11 protein-coding genes are annotated in these 17,015 nt (G+C 63.0%); 3 read left to right on the top strand and 8 right to left on the bottom strand.

Annotation, left to right across the window (positions count from 1 at the left end; translation table 11 throughout):
* Window positions 1-24: 24 nt before the first annotated feature.
* From NKG59_RS17615 to NKG59_RS17650, 8 genes are all read right to left on the bottom strand, one after another.
* Entirely contained in the window at window positions 25-1,035 is a 1,011-nt protein-coding gene (locus tag NKG59_RS17615; protein WP_024975649.1) for an NADP-dependent oxidoreductase, read from the bottom strand.
* Window positions 1,036-1,080: 45 nt separating this feature from the next.
* On the bottom strand, window positions 1,081-2,484 hold the full coding sequence (locus NKG59_RS17620; RefSeq protein ID WP_253539449.1) for a serine hydrolase domain-containing protein: 1,404 nt from the start codon (window positions 2,482-2,484) through the stop codon (window positions 1,081-1,083).
* A gap of 81 nt (window positions 2,485-2,565) precedes the next feature.
* Window positions 2,566-3,000: a PaaI family thioesterase gene (locus NKG59_RS17625; RefSeq protein ID WP_253539452.1), complete on the bottom strand. Its 435-nt coding sequence runs from the start codon at window positions 2,998-3,000 to the stop codon at window positions 2,566-2,568.
* Between the two features lie 32 nt (window positions 3,001-3,032).
* Window positions 3,033-3,815 carry an SDR family oxidoreductase gene (locus NKG59_RS17630; RefSeq protein WP_253539455.1) on the bottom strand — a complete coding sequence of 261 codons (783 nt, stop codon included), beginning with the start codon at window positions 3,813-3,815 and terminating at the stop codon, window positions 3,033-3,035.
* Between the two features lie 25 nt (window positions 3,816-3,840).
* Window positions 3,841-5,709: an acyl-CoA dehydrogenase gene (locus NKG59_RS17635; RefSeq protein ID WP_253539458.1), complete on the bottom strand. Its 1,869-nt coding sequence runs from the start codon at window positions 5,707-5,709 to the stop codon at window positions 3,841-3,843.
* A gap of 315 nt (window positions 5,710-6,024) precedes the next feature.
* Window positions 6,025-7,203, bottom strand: a complete 1,179-nt coding sequence (locus NKG59_RS17640) for an acetyl-CoA C-acyltransferase (RefSeq protein WP_045206319.1) — start codon at window positions 7,201-7,203, stop codon at window positions 6,025-6,027.
* Window positions 7,204-7,269: 66 nt separating this feature from the next.
* Window positions 7,270-7,908, bottom strand: a complete 639-nt coding sequence (gene pncA, locus NKG59_RS17645; RefSeq protein ID WP_253539461.1) for a bifunctional nicotinamidase/pyrazinamidase — start codon at window positions 7,906-7,908, stop codon at window positions 7,270-7,272.
* 36 nt (window positions 7,909-7,944) lie between these two features.
* Complete coding sequence (locus NKG59_RS17650; RefSeq protein ID WP_045206317.1) at window positions 7,945-10,026, bottom strand: 3-hydroxyacyl-CoA dehydrogenase NAD-binding domain-containing protein; 2,082 nt, start codon at window positions 10,024-10,026, stop codon at window positions 7,945-7,947.
* Window positions 10,027-10,386: 360 nt separating this feature from the next.
* Here NKG59_RS17650 and NKG59_RS17655 point away from each other — a divergent pair, with 360 nt between their 5' ends.
* The 3 genes from NKG59_RS17655 to NKG59_RS17665 all read left to right on the top strand — a co-directional run bounded on the left by NKG59_RS17655 (window position 10,387) and on the right by NKG59_RS17665 (window position 16,864).
* On the top strand, window positions 10,387-11,922 hold the full coding sequence (locus tag NKG59_RS17655) for an amino acid permease (protein ID WP_045206316.1): 1,536 nt from the start codon (window positions 10,387-10,389) through the stop codon (window positions 11,920-11,922).
* Window positions 11,923-12,000: 78 nt separating this feature from the next.
* Entirely contained in the window at window positions 12,001-13,488 is a 1,488-nt protein-coding gene (locus NKG59_RS17660; RefSeq protein WP_253539464.1) for an amino acid permease, read from the top strand.
* 220 nt (window positions 13,489-13,708) lie between these two features.
* Entirely contained in the window at window positions 13,709-16,864 is a 3,156-nt protein-coding gene (locus tag NKG59_RS17665; protein WP_253539480.1) for an ankyrin repeat domain-containing protein, read from the top strand.
* The last annotated feature ends 151 nt before the right edge of the window (window positions 16,865-17,015 follow it).

Raw genomic sequence — 17,015 nt, forward strand, 5'->3', positions numbered from 1 at the left:
TTGACAGTCCGCGTGCGGCTCAACTCAAACCAGCTTGACGAGTTGCTTGCCGAAGTTCTTGCCCTTGAGCAGGCCCATGAACGCTTCCGGTGCGCTCGCCAAGCCCTCTGCCACGCTCTCGCGGAACTTCAGCTTGCCTTGCGCCACGAAACCGCCCAGTTCGCGCAGTGCTTCCGGCCATACGTCCATGTGTTCGGAGACGATGAAGCCCTCGATGGTCAGGCGCGACACCAGGATCAATTGCGGGTTCTGCAGCGGCAGCGGCTGGCCATCGTAGCCGGCGATCATGCCGCACATAGCGATGCGGCCGAATGCGTTCATGCGCGACAGCACGGCATCCAGGATCGAGCCACCGACGTTCTCGAAGTACGAGTCGATGCCATCGGGCGTGGCCTCTTTGAGCATCTTGTACAGCTCCTTCGGGTCCTTGGCGGCCTTGTAGTCGATGCAGGCATCAAAGCCCAGCTCGTTGACCACGTAATCGCACTTGTCCTTGCCGCCGGCAAAGCCCACAGCGCGGCAGCCCTTGAGCTTGGCAAGCTGCCCCACCACGCTGCCCACTGCGCCGGAAGCAGCACTCACCGCCACGGTCTGGCCGGGCTTGGGCAGCATGATCTTGTTCAGGCCATACCACGCCGTCACGCCCGGCATACCGACCGAGCCGAGATACGCCGACAGCGGAATGTGGCGCGTATCCACCTTCTGAATGCCGCGGCCGTCCGACACGCCCACTTCTTGCCAGCCGAACATGCCGACGACGTTGTCGCCCACGGCAAACGACGGGTTCTTGGACGCTTCCACCACGCCAACGGTGCCGCCGATCATCACTTCATCAAGCGGCTGCGGCTGCGCATACGACTTGCTGTCGTTCATGCGGCCGCGCATGTACGGATCGAGCGAGAGGAAATGGTTGCGCACCAGCACCTGGCCGTCCTGCAGTTCCGGAATCTCCACCGTCTCCAGGCGGAAGTTGTCGGGCGTCACGGCCCCTTGCGGGCGCGAAGCCAGAACGATGCGCTGATAGGTCTTCGACATAAAAAAACGCTCCTGAATATCGGATATCGGTGTTGGGTCGGGTTGTTACTTGTGTTGCATGAAATACTCGGCCAGCGCCGCATATGCGCGGTGCGTGACCGGATCGTTGGCAGCATTGGCTGCGATCGGGTGCGAGGCATAGCGCACGATCGTCATCTGGGCCACCGGATCAATATAGATGCGCTGGCCATGGATGCCGCGCGCTTCGAACGTGTGGTGGTCGTTGCTCGAAACCCACCACATGTTGCGATACGAATAGCCGGGCAGCGTCGTGTAGCCTGCCTTGGCAAACTTGGCCGGGTCGCCACCGCGGCGGATGTCTTCGATCACGCTCTTGGGCAGGATCTGCTTGCCGTTGAAGCGGCCGTCGTTGCGGATCAACTCGCCAAAGCGTGCCAGATCGCGCAGCGTGGTGTTCAACCCGCCGCCGCCCGATTCGGTACCGATGCTGTCGACCGAGAAGTACGCGTCGTCCTGTGCACCCATCGGTTGCCAGATGCGCTCGGACAGCAGCGCCGCCAGCGACTTGTTTGACGCACGGCGCACGATCCACGCCAGCGTTTCAGCGTTGACGGTCTTGTACGAAAACTCCGCGTCGTGCTCGCCTTCCTTGCGCAGCGTCGTCAGGTAATCGTAGAAATTGTCGGGGCCTTTGTAGCCGGCCGGACGCGGCAGCATGCCGCCGGCGCGGGCGTACGCCCAGACATCGGCGTTCGGGTCGGCATAGTTTTCGGAGTAATGCACGCCCACGGTCATGTCCATGACCTGGCGCACGGTGGCGTCGCCGTAGGCGGTGTCCTTCAGTTCCGGCACGTACTGCGTAACAGGCGCGGCCGGATCGAGCTTGCCGTCGGCCACCAGCATGGCGGCCAGAGTGCCGACAAACGATTTCGTGACCGACATGGCGATGTGCTGCGTATGCGCATCGAGCGCACCAAAGTAGCGCTCGTACACCACCTTGCCTTTGTGCATGACGAGGATGCCGTCGGTGTAGGTCAGCTTGAGCGCTTCGGCAAACGTACGGCGCGTGCCGTTCGGATCGGTGAACAGCACGCCGCTGATGTCACGCTCTGCGCGTGGCAGCTTGCTGACGGGACCGTCGCCGTGCCACACCACGCGCGTCGGCACAAACTCGCGCACGTGGCTGTAGCCATAGCGCGTGCGCGGGAACATGTTGCCCGCCAGATCAAAGCGGATGATGCGATCGGGCGGCGGCGGGAAGCCTTGCATCCAGCCCATCTTGTTCGGATCAGATTCGTCGGCCGTGAGCGGCTTCTGCATCGGCGGATTGGGCGCCGGCGGCGGCTGCACGGCGGTCGATGCACTGGCTGCCGGTGCGTCGGCCGGCGCGGGGTTGGAGGCGCATCCTTCCAGGGTCATGGTCAGTCCGGTGCAGCAAAGCAGAGTGATGGCAAGGGCAGACGCCGTCCGCCGCGCAGGGTGTTGCATGCTTGTCTCCGTGGTTGCTCTTTTTGTGTGTCGGACGCTGTCCGGCGTGCAACTGGGTACTGCAACTGCGGTGTTGTCTGGTCAGCCGTCCGCGCCGGGTTCGGGGGTGCGCGGCGGCGGCATACGCTTGACGAACTTGAAGGTGCCTGAACTGCGCGCGACCAGCTTGTCATCTGCGTCGCGCACCTCGCCTTCGCAAAACGCCATGGTGGTGGACTGATGCACGCAACGCGCGCTCGCCTTGAGGGTGCCGCGCCCGGGCTGCATGAACGCCGTCTTCATCTCGATTGTCACCACGCCGCGGCCATGCACGTCGGCCGAGCGCCCGGCCATGGCCATGGCGACGTCGAGCATCGTCATGGTCACACCGCCGTGGGCCATTTCCCAGCTGTTCATGTGCTGCGCTTCGAGGGCGAGTTCGACCCCGCCCTCGCCGTCGGCCACCTTCAGGCAGCGCATGCCGAGAAGCTTCAGGAAAGGAATGTCGATCGGAAAACCGTTGTTGTCTGCGTTCATGCTGCGTCAGAAAGAGTGAGAAGCAGCCGAAATTAGACCACGCTCACGCCACCGTCGACGGCGAGGATCTGGCCGGTGATGTGCTTGGAGGCATCCGACGCGAACAGCGCGGCCACACCCTTGAGGTCTTCATCGTCGCCAATGCGATGCAGAGGCGAGCGCTCGGCCAGCTTGTCCACACCGAGCTTTTCCAGCGAGCCACGCGTCATCTTCGACGGGAAGAAGCCCGGCGCAATCGCGTTGACGGTGATGTTGTGCTCGCCCCACTCGCCGGCAAGCGCGCGCGTGAAGTTGACCACCGCACCCTTGCTGGTGTTGTAGGCAATCGTATCGAGCGAGCCGGGCGGATTGCCCTTCAGGCCTGCAATCGATGCCACGTTGACGATCTTTCCGTACTTGCGCGGGATCATCGAGCGCTTGCCGATCTGCTGCGTGAGCAGGAACAGGCCGCGGATGTTCAGGTTCATCACCTTGTCCCAGGCTTCGACCGGGTGATCTTCCGCCGGCGAGCCCCACGTTGCGCCCGCGTTGTTGACGAGGATGTCGACATGGCCGAGCTTGGCCAGCGCCTCGTCGGCCAAGCGCTGGATGTCGGCTTCGATAGCGCCGTCGGCGGCAATCCAGTCCGCTTCGATGCCGAGCGACTTCAGATGCGCCTGCGCTTCCTTCAGTTCATCGGCCTTGCGGGCAGACAGAACAATGCGCGCGCCCTGCTCGCCTAGCGCTTCGGCAATCTGCAGGCCGAGCCCGCGTGAGCCGCCGGTGATCAGCGCCGTCTTGCCGGAAAGATCAAACAGATGCTTGAGCGTACCCATGGTGTCTCCTGTGTCGTTATCGTAGTTAGAACCAAGCGTCCTGCATGTCCAGCGTTGTGGTGTCGAGCGAGCCCAGCAGTGCGATCTGCGGGTCGATCTTCGGCAGTTCCCACTGGAAGAAATAGCGCGCGGCCTGCAGCTTGCCGCGATAGAAGTCAGCGTCTTCGCCCTGCGCGTTTGGCAGGGCCTTGGCTGAGGCCAGTGCCTGCTCCAGCCAGATCCACGCGATGACGACATGGCCGAACGCTTCCAGATAGACCGAGGAGTTCGCCAGCGTTACGCGCGGGTCGCCAGCGGCCCACAGCGTTTGCGTGACCTTGGCCAATTTCTGTGTGGCCATGCCGAGCGCGCGGCCGTAGCCGACCAGCGTTTCATCGTCGGTTTCCAACGCGCGGCCGACGGTGGCCTGCACGCGCTCACCCAGCGCGGCGAAGGCTGCCCCGTCCTGCATCACGACCTTGCGGCCCAGCAGGTCCAGGCCCTGGATACCGTGCGTGCCCTCGTGGATCGGGTTCAGGCGGTTGTCGCGGTAGAACTGCTCGACGTTGTATTCGCGCGTGTAGCCGTAACCACCGTGCACCTGGATTGCCAGGCTGTTGGCTTCCAGGCACCACTGCGACGGCCAGCTCTTGGCAATCGGCGTGAGGATGTCGAGCAGCAGGCCGAGCTTTGCGCGCTTGGCCGCATCGGTTTCGCCACGCTCTTCGTCGACGAGCTTGGCGCAATACAGGTTCAGGCCCAGCGCGCCTTCCACGTACGCCTTCTGCGCCAGCAGCATGCGACGCACATCAGCGTGATCGACGATACGGATTTGCGCAGACGCTGCATCCTTGCCCGACGGCCCGACCGGACGGCCCTGCGGACGATTGCGCGCGTAGTCCACCGCATGCAGATAACCCGTGTAGCCGAGCATCGTTGCGCCCATGCCAACGCCGATGCGCGCCTCGTTCATCATGTGGAACATGCACGCGAGGCCTTTGTGCGGCTCGCCGACGAGGTAACCGATGGCGCCGGCGCGCGGCTGGCCGTCTGCACCTTTCGGGCGAAACTGCGTGCCCTCGCCAAAGTTCAGCAGGCAGTTGGTCGTGCCGCGATAGCCCATCTTGTGGTTCAGGCCGGCCAGCACCACGTCATTGCGCTCACCGAGCGAGCCATCGGCATTGACGAGGAACTTCGGCACGATGAAGAGCGAAATGCCCTTCACACCGGGAATCAGCTTGCCGTCCGGGCCAGGGATCTTCGCCAGCACGAGGTGGACAATGTTCTCCGACAATTCGTGTTCACCAGCGGAGATCCACATCTTGTTGCCGGTCAGACGGTATTGCGCGCCAAGTGGCGACTCGCCTTCGTATTCGGCCCGCGTGACGATGTCCGACAGCGACGAGCCTGCCTGCGGCTCCGACAGGCACATCGTGCCGTAGAAGCGGCCTTCCATCTCGGGCTGCACGAAGGTCTCGATTTGCGCGGGCGTGCCGTGCGCGAGCAGCAGATTCGCGTTGCCGATGGTGAGGAACGGGTATGAGCTGGTGCCGACGTTGGCGGCCTTGAAGAAGCCGAATCCGGCTTTTTCGACCACGGTGGGCAGTTGCATGCCGCCGCGTTCAAAGTCCTGCCCGGCAGCCATCAGGCCCGCTTTGTTGAAGGCGTCCAACGCTGCCTTGACCTCGGGAATGATGTGGACCTTGGTGCCGTCGAAGTGCGGTTCTTCCTGGTCGTTTTTCTTGTTATGCGGGGCGAACAGGTCCGTTGCGATGCGCTCGCACGTGTCGAGCGCGGCGTCGAAGGTTTCGCGGGAGTGGTCTGCGTAACGCGGAATGCGCGTGAGCGATTCGACGTTGAGCCATTCGTAGAGCAGGAAGCTGAGGTCGCGGCGGGATAGCAGTTTCGAGGACATGATGTTGGTGCATCCTGTGTTTCGTCCCCTGCCGGGGCCGACTTACTTTCTTTGTCTTGCCAAAGAAAGTAAGCAAAGAAAGGCGCGCCCGAGATGGCGAAAGATTCCTTGAATTTCCGTAACCGGGCGGAGAAGGACCGAAACTCGCTGCGCTCAGACAGCGGTCCTTCTTTTTTCCGCCCGCTTACAGAAATTCAAGGCGCCATCAAGGGCAAGAACAGCAACGGCCAAACCGTCTGGGTGCATGGGCTGGCGATCAAGCCAGCTCTGGCACAAACAAAACAGGCTCCCGTTTTCATGCGGGAGCCTGTCTGTTTAGAGCACCTCGAACAGGCCGGCTGCGCCTTGGCCGCCGCCGATGCACATGGTCACGACCACGTACTTGACGCCGCGGCGCTTGCCTTCGATCAGCGCGTGGCCGACCAGGCGTGCACCCGACACGCCATACGGGTGGCCCACGGCGATGGCGCCGCCGTTGACGTTCAGACGGTCCATCGGAATGCCCAGCTTGTCTGCGCAGTACAGCACCTGCACGGCAAATGCTTCGTTCAGTTCCCACAGGCCGATGTCGTCAACCTTCAAGCCGGCTTTCTTCAGCAGCTTGGGCACGGCAAACACCGGGCCGATACCCATTTCATCCGGCTCGCAACCTGCCACGGCAAAGCCGCGGAACACGCCCAGCGGCTGCAGGCCCTTGGCGGCAGCCACCTTGCCATTCATCACCACAGCGGCGGATGCGCCGTCGGAGAACTGGCTGGCATTGCCAGCAGTGACCACGCCGCCCGGCACTGCGGAGCGAATTTTTGCCACACCCTCAAGCGTCGTGTCGGGGCGAATCCCTTCGTCGGCGGAGATCGTGACTTCGCGCGTCATGAGCTGGCCGGTCTTGGCATCGGCCACGCCCATCACCGTCGTCATCGGGACAATTTCGTCGTTGAACTTGCCGGCAGCAGCAGCGGCGGCGGCGCGCTGCTGGCTTTGCACGCCGTACTCGTCCATGCGGTCCTTGGCGATGTTGTAGCGCTTGGCGACGTTCTCGGCGGTCTGGAGCATGTTCCAGTAGATTTCCGGCTTGTGCTTGGTGAGCCAGCCTTCGGTCATCATGTGGCGGTTCATCTCCTGCTGCACACACGAGATGGATTCGACACCGCCCGCCACGAAAATGTCGCCTTCATCGGCAATCACGCGCTGCGCGGCCATGGCGATGGTCTGCAAGCCCGACGAGCAGAAGCGGTTGACGGTTGCGCCCGGCACGGTCACAGGGCAGCCGGCACGGAGGGCGATCTGGCGCGCAATGTTGGCGCCCGTTGCACCTTCCGGGTTCGCGCAACCCATCAGGATGTCTTCCACTTCGCCCGGCTCGATCTTGGCGCGCTCAATGGCGTGCTGAACAGCGTGGCCGCCCAGCGTAGCGCCGTGCGTCATGTTGAAGGCGCCCTTCCAGCTCTTGGCCAGGCCGGTACGTGCGGTGGAAACGATGACTGCTTCGGTCATGGTGTTGCTCCTCGTATCTGGTGGCGGGCGCAGCTTCGGCAGCGCCCGATGTATTCCGTTATCCGTTCAAGACAAGGTGTTCAAAACGTCCGGCGACTGCAACCGCGCGATGCCCGCCTCCGTCATGTGCTGCCACGCCTGCGCGAGCGACCCGTTCAGGTCGATCGCGCGGCACGCATCCTCGATGACGGCAACTTCCAGCCCGGCGGCACGTGCATCCAGTGCTGACCACGCCACGCAAAAATCCGTGGCAAGCCCAACGCAGAACACGCGCTTGATTCCAAGCTCGCGCAGATAGCCCAGCAGGCCGGTCAGCGTCTTGCGATCCGCTTCAAAGAATGCGGAGTAGCTGTCGATGTGCGGGTGATAGCCCTTGCGGACGATCAACTGCGCGTGCGGCACGTCCAGGTCGTCAGCCAGCGCGGCGCCTGCGCTGTTCTGCACGCAGTGCACTGGCCACAGCACTTGCTGACCGTAAGGCAGCTCGATCGTGCCGAATGGCTGCGTTCCCGCATGGTTGGCTGCGAACGACACGTGCTCGTGTGGGTGCCAGTCCTGCGTCAGCACCACGCGCCCGAATGCCCTGGAGAGCTGGTTGACGACCGGGATAACCTGATCGCCTTCCGGCACGGCCAGCGCGCCGCCGGGCAGAAAGTCGTTCTGCACGTCGATGATCAGCAGGCAATCGGTGGGCGTGAGTTGCATGGCGGTTGCTTAGTTGCTTGGTGCGTTAGCCGCGCATCAGCCGTTGAAGCCCTTGCCTTCGTCGGCCAGCTTCTGCAGCAGCGGCGCGACCTTCCAGGCTTCGCCGTGGTAACCCTTGCTGTAGCGGTGCATGGTTTGCGCGACGTTGTACAGGCCGACGGTGTCTGCGTAGAGCATCGGGCCGCCGCGGAACAGCGGGAAGCCGTAGCCGGTCAGGTAGACCATGTCGATGTCCGACGCCTTGGAGGCAATGCCCTCTTCCAGGATCTTTGCGCCTTCGTTGACCAGCGCAAACACCAGACGCTCGACGATTTCCTCGTCCGAAATCTTGCGGCGCGTGATGCCCAGATCCTTCGAATGCTGGACGATCATGTCGTTGACCTGCTGGTTCGGATACGGCTTGCGGTCGCCCGCCTTGTAGTCGTACCAGCCGCCGCCGGTCTTCTGGCCAAAGCGGCCCATCTCGCACAGCAGATCGGCGGTCTTCGAATAGACGATGTCCGGCTTGTCCACGGCGCGGCGCTTGCGGATAGCCCAGCCGATGTCGTTGCCGGCCAGGTCGCCCATGCGGAACGGGCCCATCGCAAAGCCGAACTTCTCGATGGCCTTGTCGACCTGCTCGGGCAGCGCGCCTTCGTCGAGCAGATAGCCGGCCTGGCGGCTGTATTGCTCGATCATGCGGTTGCCGATGAAGCCGTCACACACGCCGGACACGACGGCCGTCTTCTTGATGGCCTTGGCCAGCTTCATGACGGTGGCCAGCACGTCCTTGGCGGTCTCTTTGCCGCGAACGACTTCCAGCAGCTTCATCACGTTGGCCGGGCTGAAGAAGTGCATGCCGACCACGTCTTGCGGGCGCTTGGTGAAGCTGGCGATCTTGTCGACATCCAGCGTGGACGTGTTCGACGCCAGGATCGCACCCTGCTTGACGACTTCGTCCAGCTTCTTGAACACGACTTCCTTGACGCCCATTTCTTCGAACACGGCTTCGATGACGAGGTCGGCGTCCTTGATGTCGTCGTAGGAAAGCGTCGGGGTCAGCAGGGCCATGCGCTGCTCGACCTTCTCTTGCGTGAGCTTGCCCTTCTTGGCGCTGTTCTCGTAGTTCTTGCGGATGGTGGCGACGCCGCGGTCCAACGCTTCCTGCTTGGTTTCCAGCATCGTGACCGGAATGCCTGCGTTCAGGAAGTTCATCGAGATACCGCCACCCATCGTGCCGGCGCCGATCACGGCAACCTTCTCCACCTTGCGCACCTGCGTGTCTTCCGGCACATCGGGGATCTTGCTCGCAGCGCGTTCGCCAAAGAAAGCGTGGCGCAGCGCGCGCGATTCCGACGTATTCACCAGTTCGATGAACAAGTCGCGCTCGAACTTGATGCCGTCGTCAAAGCGCTTTTCCACTGCGGCCTGCACAGCGTCGACGCACTTGCCCGGCGCCGGGAAGTTCTTGGCAACCGCGGCCACGGTGTTGCGCGCGAATTGCAGGAAACCTTGCGGGTTGTCGTGCTCGACTTTGCGATCGCGCAGCTTGGGGAGCTTGCCTTCGGCAGCGGCCTTCAGGGCGAAATCGATGGCGCCGGCCATCAGGTCGCCTTCGATCATCTGGTCGAACAGGCCACTCTTGGCCAGCTTTTCCGACGGAATGGCGTTGCCGGACACAATCATGTTCAAGGCCGGCTCCAGGCCGATGGCGCGCGGCAGACGCTGCGTGCCGCCTGCGCCCGGCAGGATGCCCAGCTTCACTTCCGGCAGCGCGATCTGCGCGCCCGGTGCGGCCACACGGTAGTGACAGCCCATCGCCAGTTCCAGCCCGCCACCCATTGCCACCGAATGGATGGCCGCCACGACCGGCTTGTTGCTCGACTCAACGGCTTTGATGACGGCGTGCAGCGTCGGCTCTTGCGTCGCCTTGGGCGTATTGAATTCGCGGATATCGGCGCCGCCCGAGAAGGCTTTGCCCGCACCGGTGATCACGATGGCCTTGACGTTGGCGTCGTCGCCAGCTTTGACCATGCCTTCGACAATACCCAGGCGCGTGGAGTGGCCAAGGCCGTTGACGGGGGGGTTGCTGAGCGTGATGACGGCAACGCCGTCCTGGACCTTGTACTCCGCAGTCATGCTGGTTCCTTTGGTGATGCGAGGGCCGGCAGATCAGGCGCACCGTGCCTCGCGGTTGAACTGTCTCTCAACTATCGTTTTTTTAACGCGCGGTAAGGCCGCGACTCGACACAGAATACACAAAATAGCACGGTCGTTCAATTTTTATTTTTGCGCTGCACGGCGCCGTCTGGCGGGCGATGCGGCACGCCCCGGCAGGGTTCAAACGCGTGTGCTGCAGCATGGATTTTTTGCCCGCTACGTGACGGTTTTGATAGAGTCGCGCATTTCGTTCGCCGGGCGCCTACCAGGCGCGGGGACGTCTCGTCACATTTCGTCGATTTGATTCGCGATCCGAGCAAAATCGACCACTCTGTATCCATGTCAGAACACGCTACCCCGTCCTCAGAGACGCCGGGCTTGCGCCGCACCTTGCGCGCGCGCCATCTCACCATGATCGCCATCGGCGGGTCGATCGGCACCGGGCTTTTCGTGGCCTCGGGCGCGTCGGTCTCGCAGGCAGGCCCCGGAGGCGCGCTCGCCGCCTATATCCTCATCGGGGCAATGGTCTATTTCCTGATGACCAGCCTGGGCGAGCTTGCCGCCTACATGCCGGTTTCCGGGTCGTTTGCCACCTACGGCGCCCTTTATGTGGACGAAGGCTTCGGCTTCGCGCTTGGCTGGAACTATTGGTACAACTGGGCCGTGACGATTGCCGTTGAGCTGGCGGCCGCGCAGCTCGTCATGCATTACTGGTTCCCCGATGTGCCGGGCGTGCTGTGGAGCGCTGTGTTTCTCGCCATCATGTTCCTGCTCAACGCCATCTCGGTGCGCGGTTTTGGCGAGGCGGAATACTGGTTCGCACTCATCAAGGTCGTCACCGTCATCCTTTTTATCGGCATTGGCCTGGCGATGATCTTCGGGATTCTGAAGGGTGGTCCGCAATCGGGCCTGCAGAACCTGACGATGGGTGATGCGCCGTTCGTGGGCGGGCTGCCGGCGATGATCGGCGTGGCGATGATCGCGGGGTTCTCGTTCCAGGGGACGGAGCTGATTGGCGTGGCGGCCGGCGAATCGGCCGACCCGGCGCGCACCATTCCGCGTGCGGTCAAGCAGGTGTTCTGGCGGATCCTGCTGTTCTACGTGCTGGCGATCTTCATCATCGGCGTGCTGGTGCCGTACACCGATCCGAATCTGCTGTCGACGGAAGTGACGAACATTGGCGTGAGCCCCTTCACGCTCGTCTTCAAGCACGCAGGCCTGGCGTTTGCCGCAGGCCTGATGAACGCGGTGATCCTGACGGCTGTGCTGTCGGCGGGCAACTCGGGCATGTATGCGTCCACGCGGATGCTCTACAACCTGGCCACCGAGGGCCGCGCACCGCGCATCTTTGCGCAACTCACGCGGAACGGTGTGCCGCGCAATGCGCTGCTGGCCACGACCGCCGTCGGCGCGCTCTGCTTCCTGAGTTCGTTGTATGGCGACAAGACGGTCTACTTGTGGCTGCTGAACACCTCGGGCATGACCGGCTTCGTGGCATGGCTTGGCATTGCCATCAGCCACTACCGCTTCCGCAAGGGGCTCGTGGCGCAAGGGCATGATCCGGCGCAGTTGCCGTATCGCTCCAAGTTCTTCCCATATGGCCCGTTGTTCGCGTTTGGGCTGTGCCTGGTCATCACGCTCGGCCAGAACTACCAGGCGTTCACCACAGGCACCGTTGATTGGCCGGCGGTGATCGCCACGTATATCGGCATCCCGGTGTTCTTCCTGATCTGGATCGGCTACCGGCTCGTGCGTGGCGGCGGCATTGTCCGTTACCAGGACATGCACTTCCCGCGCCCGCCCGTGCTGCGCGATTCGCTGGCCGGCCAAGACCCCGGCCCTGAATTGCCAACCGTCGCGAACTCTACGCAGTAATCACACCCGCTCCGCCAGCCGTTTGCGCAGCATCCGGCGGGCGTTTTCATTGGGACGCCCGCTCCGGCGCCACCGGCTATGCACACATCCATCACCCCCACCGGCCTCGAAGCCCAATCCGAACTGCGCCGACGCCTGCGCTCGCGCCACCTGATGATGATCGTCCTGGGCGGAGCCATCGGCACGGGGCTGTTCGTCGCGTCCGGCGCATCCATTGCGCAGGCTGGCCCCGGCGGCGCACTGCTGACCTACACGCTCATCGGCGTAATGGTCTATTGCCTGATGACGAGTCTTGGCGAGCTGGCGGTGCATCTACCCGTCTCAGGCTCGTTCGTAACTTACAGCCGCTTGTATGTGGAAGAAGGCTTCGGCTTTGCCCTCGGGTGGAACTATTGGTTTGCGCTGGCCGTGTCCGTGGCTGTGGAGCTGGCCGCCGCGCAGCTGGTGATGAAGTACTGGTTTCCGGGCGTGTCGGGCATGATGTGGAGCGCCGCGTTCCTGCTGCTCATGTTTGGCCTCAACGCATTCTCCGTGCGCGGCTTTGGTGAGGCGGAATACTGGTTCTCGATGATCAAGGTGGTGACGATCATCGTGTTCCTGCTGATCGGCTTGGCGATGATCTGCGGCATCATGCACGGCGGGCCGCAGTCGGGTTGGCAGAACTTCACCGTGGGCGATGCGCCGTTCGTGGGCGGTGTACCGGCCATGGTCGGTGTGGCGATGATTGCCGGGTTCTCGTTCCAGGGCGTCGAAACCATTGGCGTTGCCGCCGGCGAGGCGGAGAACCCCTCCCGCACGATCCCGCGCGCCATCCGCCAGACGTTCTGGCGCATTTTGCTGTTCTATGTGCTGGCGATCCTGATCATCGGCGTGCTGCTGCCGTACACCGACCCGAACCTGCTGCGCAATGAAGCGACGGACGTCGGCGTCAGCCCATTTGCGCTGGTGTTCCAGCATGCGGGTCTCGCGTTTGCCGCCGGGATGATGAATGCGGTGGTGCTGACCGCGCTGCTGTCGTCCGGCACGTCGAGCCTCTATGTGTCGACGCGGATTCTGTACGACCTGTCGCTCGAAGGCCAGGCGCCGCGCTGGTTTGCCAAGGTGTCGACCAACGGCGTGCCGCACCGCGCGCTGCTGGCCACATCCGCCGTTGGCGCGCTTTGCTTCTTCAGTTCATTGTTTGGCGACCAAGTGGTCTACCTGTGGCTGCTGAATACATCTGCGGTAACGTGCTTCATCGCGTGGTTCGGCATTGCGCTGGCGCACTACCGGTTCCGCAAGGGGTTCACGAGCCAGGGACATTCCGTGGAGCAACTGGCGTATCGGTCTCCGTTCTTCCCGTTCGGGCCAATCATGGTGGCGATCCTATGCGTGGTGATCATTCTTGGGCAGAACACCAAAGCGCTGTTTGCACCCGTCGATAATTTTGGCGCCTTCATCGCAACGTACTGTGGCGTGATCCTGTTTGTGGCGATCTGGCTGGCTTATCGCTGGAAATTCAGGACGCGGTTCGTGAAGTACTCGGAGATGCAGTTCAGCGTGGAGCATCTCAAACGCAACAGCTAAACGCCCACAGCCCTGCCTGACGGGGCGTTCCGTTCGGAAAGATGATCAAAGCGTTACCTAGCCGGCGCTGGGAATCCTTAAGATCGTTCATCGGCAAAAGAAGCGACGGTTTGGTTTTCGATAGGAAGGCTGGCTGAACGCTTGCGCCCAATTCTGAACAGACCGCCCTATGCCGCTCATTTCGAAGCGCAAACTGCCTGCGATGCCACCGAAGATTCTCGTGGCATCCCTGCTTTCCGCTATCGCGCTGACCGCAACAGCAGCTCAGCCCGCCCCTGCCGCCGCGAAGGCCACAGCGCCCGCGCAGCAAAGCCAATGCGCCTGCGAATCCATCTTCCGGGAATACAAGGCTGCCGACACGCCGCAGACAATCGCGCTGTTCACCGCCGTCGAGACCAGTGATGAAGCGGCGTTCTCGGCCGCGTTGGCGCAGGTGGACCACCCTGGCGATTACGCATTGAAAGGCATGCCGCTGCTGCATGCCTTGCTGATGCCGCCGCACGATCTACGCTCCAAAGAACAGACCTACTGGGACATGGCGCCGGAAGAAGCGGCGCGTCTCCGCCAAGGCTGGCAAGCGCTATTGCCCGCGCGCACGCGCATGCTGGCCGCGTTGTTGGCGACCCATCCGGCGCTCGATGACATGACCTATGAGTCGCGCCGGCCGTCTCTGCATCTGACCATGCTCTATGGCACGCCACAGATCATGGACATGCTGCTGGCCGCAGGTGCCAAGCCCGATCAGCGAAATGACGACTACCGCAAGCCGCTCGAATTCCTGCTGAGCCGCGACTTCGAATTCGCCGTACGCATGACGTATCTGCCCCGTCTGGTGGATCGAGCGACCATGACGCGCATGGTACTAGCGCTGTTCAGGGCTGGTGCCACGCGGCCTTACCTGTCAATAGACGAGCACCCAAATGCAGAAATGCTCAGCCTGCTGAAGGACAAGGAGGGCCGCGTCCGGCCAGCTGCCGACTTTCTGGCGTGGATGCGCTTCGTGGAGATGACCGAAGGCTCTGAACCGCTGCAGGCGCTTGCCGCAACCGGCACCAAGCCGGCCGGCGAAGAAGGTCTGAACGCGCTGATCATGGCCGCCTACACCGGCAATACGGGTGCGTTGCCGGTGCTCATGGACCTGGGCCCTCGCATGGTCCCCAACACAGCGTATGGCGCCACGCGCGAACGCGATGCCTGGCTGGATGCCGCGCAAGCGGCGTTGGCTGGAGGCTATCCGGACATCGCGCGGCAGCTACTGCGCAAGGACATGCCGTTTGACCAAAAGTCTGAGCGCGTCGAGGGCTCGTTCGTCAAAGTCGAGGCGAGCAACGACCCCATCCTGAACCAGGCTGCCAGCGAGGGCGATATCACAACCTTGAAGCGTCTGCTGGCGCTGGGCGCGCCGGTCGACGGCAATACCGCCGACGAGTACGGCCGTACGCCGCTGTTGAATGCCATGCAGGCTCATCACCCCGAGGCTGTGACAGTGCTGCTGGCCGCAGGCGCCGACCCCCTCTTCCAGCGCAAGTACAGCTCGGAGTCTGCGCTGAAGATCGCGGTGGAAGCCGACGACCCTTCCATACTGCGCCAGTTGTTGGCCGCATCCAAACCGGAAGCCCTGAAGACGTTGTTGCGCGACCGCGCGCATTCGCCGGTCAATGCCGTCTTGGCGAAACGCTCCAAACACAGCGTTGAGATGCTGCGCCAACTGGCAAGCGCGGGGGCAGACCTGAAGACCTTGGATTCGAGCGCGATCCTGCATGCCGTAGAGAACCGGGATGAGGCACTGGCAGCGTATCTGATCGACGCCGGCGTGCCAGTCAATCCGGTGGCCCGCGCAACGCAGAAGGACCAGGGATATGGCGACTCCGGCGCCGACACGCCACCCTTGCAGTTGGCGATCTCTCTAGGTCAGAACACCATCGTCGAGCAGTTGCTGGCCAAGGGCGCAGACCCCTTAGGGCTGACACCAGACGGTGCGAGCACCTTGTTCCAGGTCATCGCACGGAAGGACGATGCCATGCTGGAGCGTCTGCAACGGGCAGGCGCCAAGCTGGATGACCCGCGCCTGCCCACGGCGCCTGCTGAGTATGCGCTGTTGAACGCCGCGCTGCTATCGGGCGACGCAGCCGCGCTCCGTCGCATCAGTCAGGCCAACGGCCAGCCACCCGCTGACGCCTGCCTGCTCTCGGGTGCCGAAGGCATCTTGCTGGACACGCCCGGCTACTTCGCCGCGCTGCGCGAAGCGGGTTTCACCGGCACACGCAATGCGTGTGTGCGAGGTGCCGTTCCGCTGTCGCAGCGCGTTGTACTCGGTCTGTTGAACGAGCAGCAATTGGCCGTGGCCCGGCACGACACCGTGGTGGATGTGCTCCGGCAACTCAAGGCGTCCGGTGCGGATCTAAACGCGACGCTTCGCGATGGCTCGACGGCATTGAACACCGCGATCCGCCTGGGCCGCACAGAGCTGGCCGACGCACTGTTGGCAGCCGGCGCCAGCCCGGATGCCGCCGACGCAAATGGCCGCAGCGCGGCCTGGGTCGCACTGGAAACCGGACAGCCGAACATGCTGGCCTTGCTGGCGAAACACAACGCCCACTTTGACAAAGCCTCCGCGCCGGCTGGCCAATCCTTCAGCACCACACTGGCTTGTCATACCACCCCAGCGTTCTCCACGACCCTGAAGAATGCTGGCGTAACGCTCAAGCAGGTGGCCTGCGCCACGCCAGCAACAACGCGACCGAGCGCCAAAGAAACTGGCAAGCAAGGCACGGTGGTCCGCTTGCCCGGCCACTATTACCTGCAAGGCGTGCGTGAAGTCGGCGGCGAACTGCAATTGTCCAAAGACGGCCGCTTTGACTACGTGATGAGCTATGGCGCGGTCGACATCCTCGCGCAGGGCGCGTGGCGCAGCGACGGCAAACGCGTCTATCTCGATACGCCGCCCATCGAGCCCATCTCGGTCATTGCCGGCGTAAGCGCGCAAACGGCCCCTGACGACCCTGCCGATCTGCTGACGGTTCGCGTCTACGTGAAAGACCGCCCCGTCAAGGTCGAGGTGGCCATGTCGTCAGCGGAAGCTGACTACAGGGCTGAGTCTGGAAAAGGCTTCAGTTTGGCCGAACCCAACAGCGTGACTGCGCCTATCGCACCGGGCAAGCTGAAGGCACTGTCGGTGTTCCTGCCACTGCCTTCAGGCGAACGCTGGCACGCGGTGGATATCGCAGCGCTCGACCCGGCCGCACGCTCGATCCGTATCGATCTGGCGCTGCCGGAATCTGCCAGTCGCTCGCCACTGCACATGATGCTTGTGCAGGGGGAGGATGGCGCGCTCGTCGATGGTGAGCGCGGGCGGTTGCGGTACGTCAAACAGTAACGCGTTTGCTGCGCCCCAGCCGAGGCGCAGCAACTTGCGATTACGGCCCGACTGATCGCAGCGTCGACAGATTGACCGCATTGGAGTGAATCAGGCCATTTCCAATTCACGGCCCATTCGATTCTTAGCGAGCGGCCGCGCCAGCTTCAAG

The sequence above is a fragment of the Ralstonia chuxiongensis genome, from assembly GCF_024158925.1.
Lineage (GTDB): Bacteria > Pseudomonadota > Gammaproteobacteria > Burkholderiales > Burkholderiaceae > Ralstonia > Ralstonia chuxiongensis.

Excerpts from the sequence above, each read along its gene's own strand:
- NKG59_RS17615 (WP_024975649.1), bottom strand. The coding sequence starts at position 1,035 with ATGTCGAAGACCTATCAGCGCATCGTTCTGGCTTCGCGCCCGCAAGGG.
- NKG59_RS17620 (WP_253539449.1), bottom strand. The coding sequence starts at position 2,484 with ATGCAACACCCTGCGCGGCGGACGGCGTCTGCCCTTGCCATCACTCTG.
- NKG59_RS17625 (WP_253539452.1), bottom strand. The coding sequence starts at position 3,000 with ATGAACGCAGACAACAACGGTTTTCCGATCGACATTCCTTTCCTGAAG.
- NKG59_RS17630 (WP_253539455.1), bottom strand. The coding sequence starts at position 3,815 with ATGGGTACGCTCAAGCATCTGTTTGATCTTTCCGGCAAGACGGCGCTG.
- NKG59_RS17635 (WP_253539458.1), bottom strand. The coding sequence starts at position 5,709 with ATGTCCTCGAAACTGCTATCCCGCCGCGACCTCAGCTTCCTGCTCTAC.
- NKG59_RS17640 (WP_045206319.1), bottom strand. The coding sequence starts at position 7,203 with ATGACCGAAGCAGTCATCGTTTCCACCGCACGTACCGGCCTGGCCAAG.
- pncA (WP_253539461.1), bottom strand. The coding sequence starts at position 7,908 with ATGCAACTCACGCCCACCGATTGCCTGCTGATCATCGACGTGCAGAAC.
- NKG59_RS17650 (WP_045206317.1), bottom strand. The coding sequence starts at position 10,026 with ATGACTGCGGAGTACAAGGTCCAGGACGGCGTTGCCGTCATCACGCTC.
- NKG59_RS17655 (WP_045206316.1), top strand. The coding sequence starts at position 10,387 with ATGTCAGAACACGCTACCCCGTCCTCAGAGACGCCGGGCTTGCGCCGC.
- NKG59_RS17660 (WP_253539464.1), top strand. The coding sequence starts at position 12,001 with ATGCACACATCCATCACCCCCACCGGCCTCGAAGCCCAATCCGAACTG.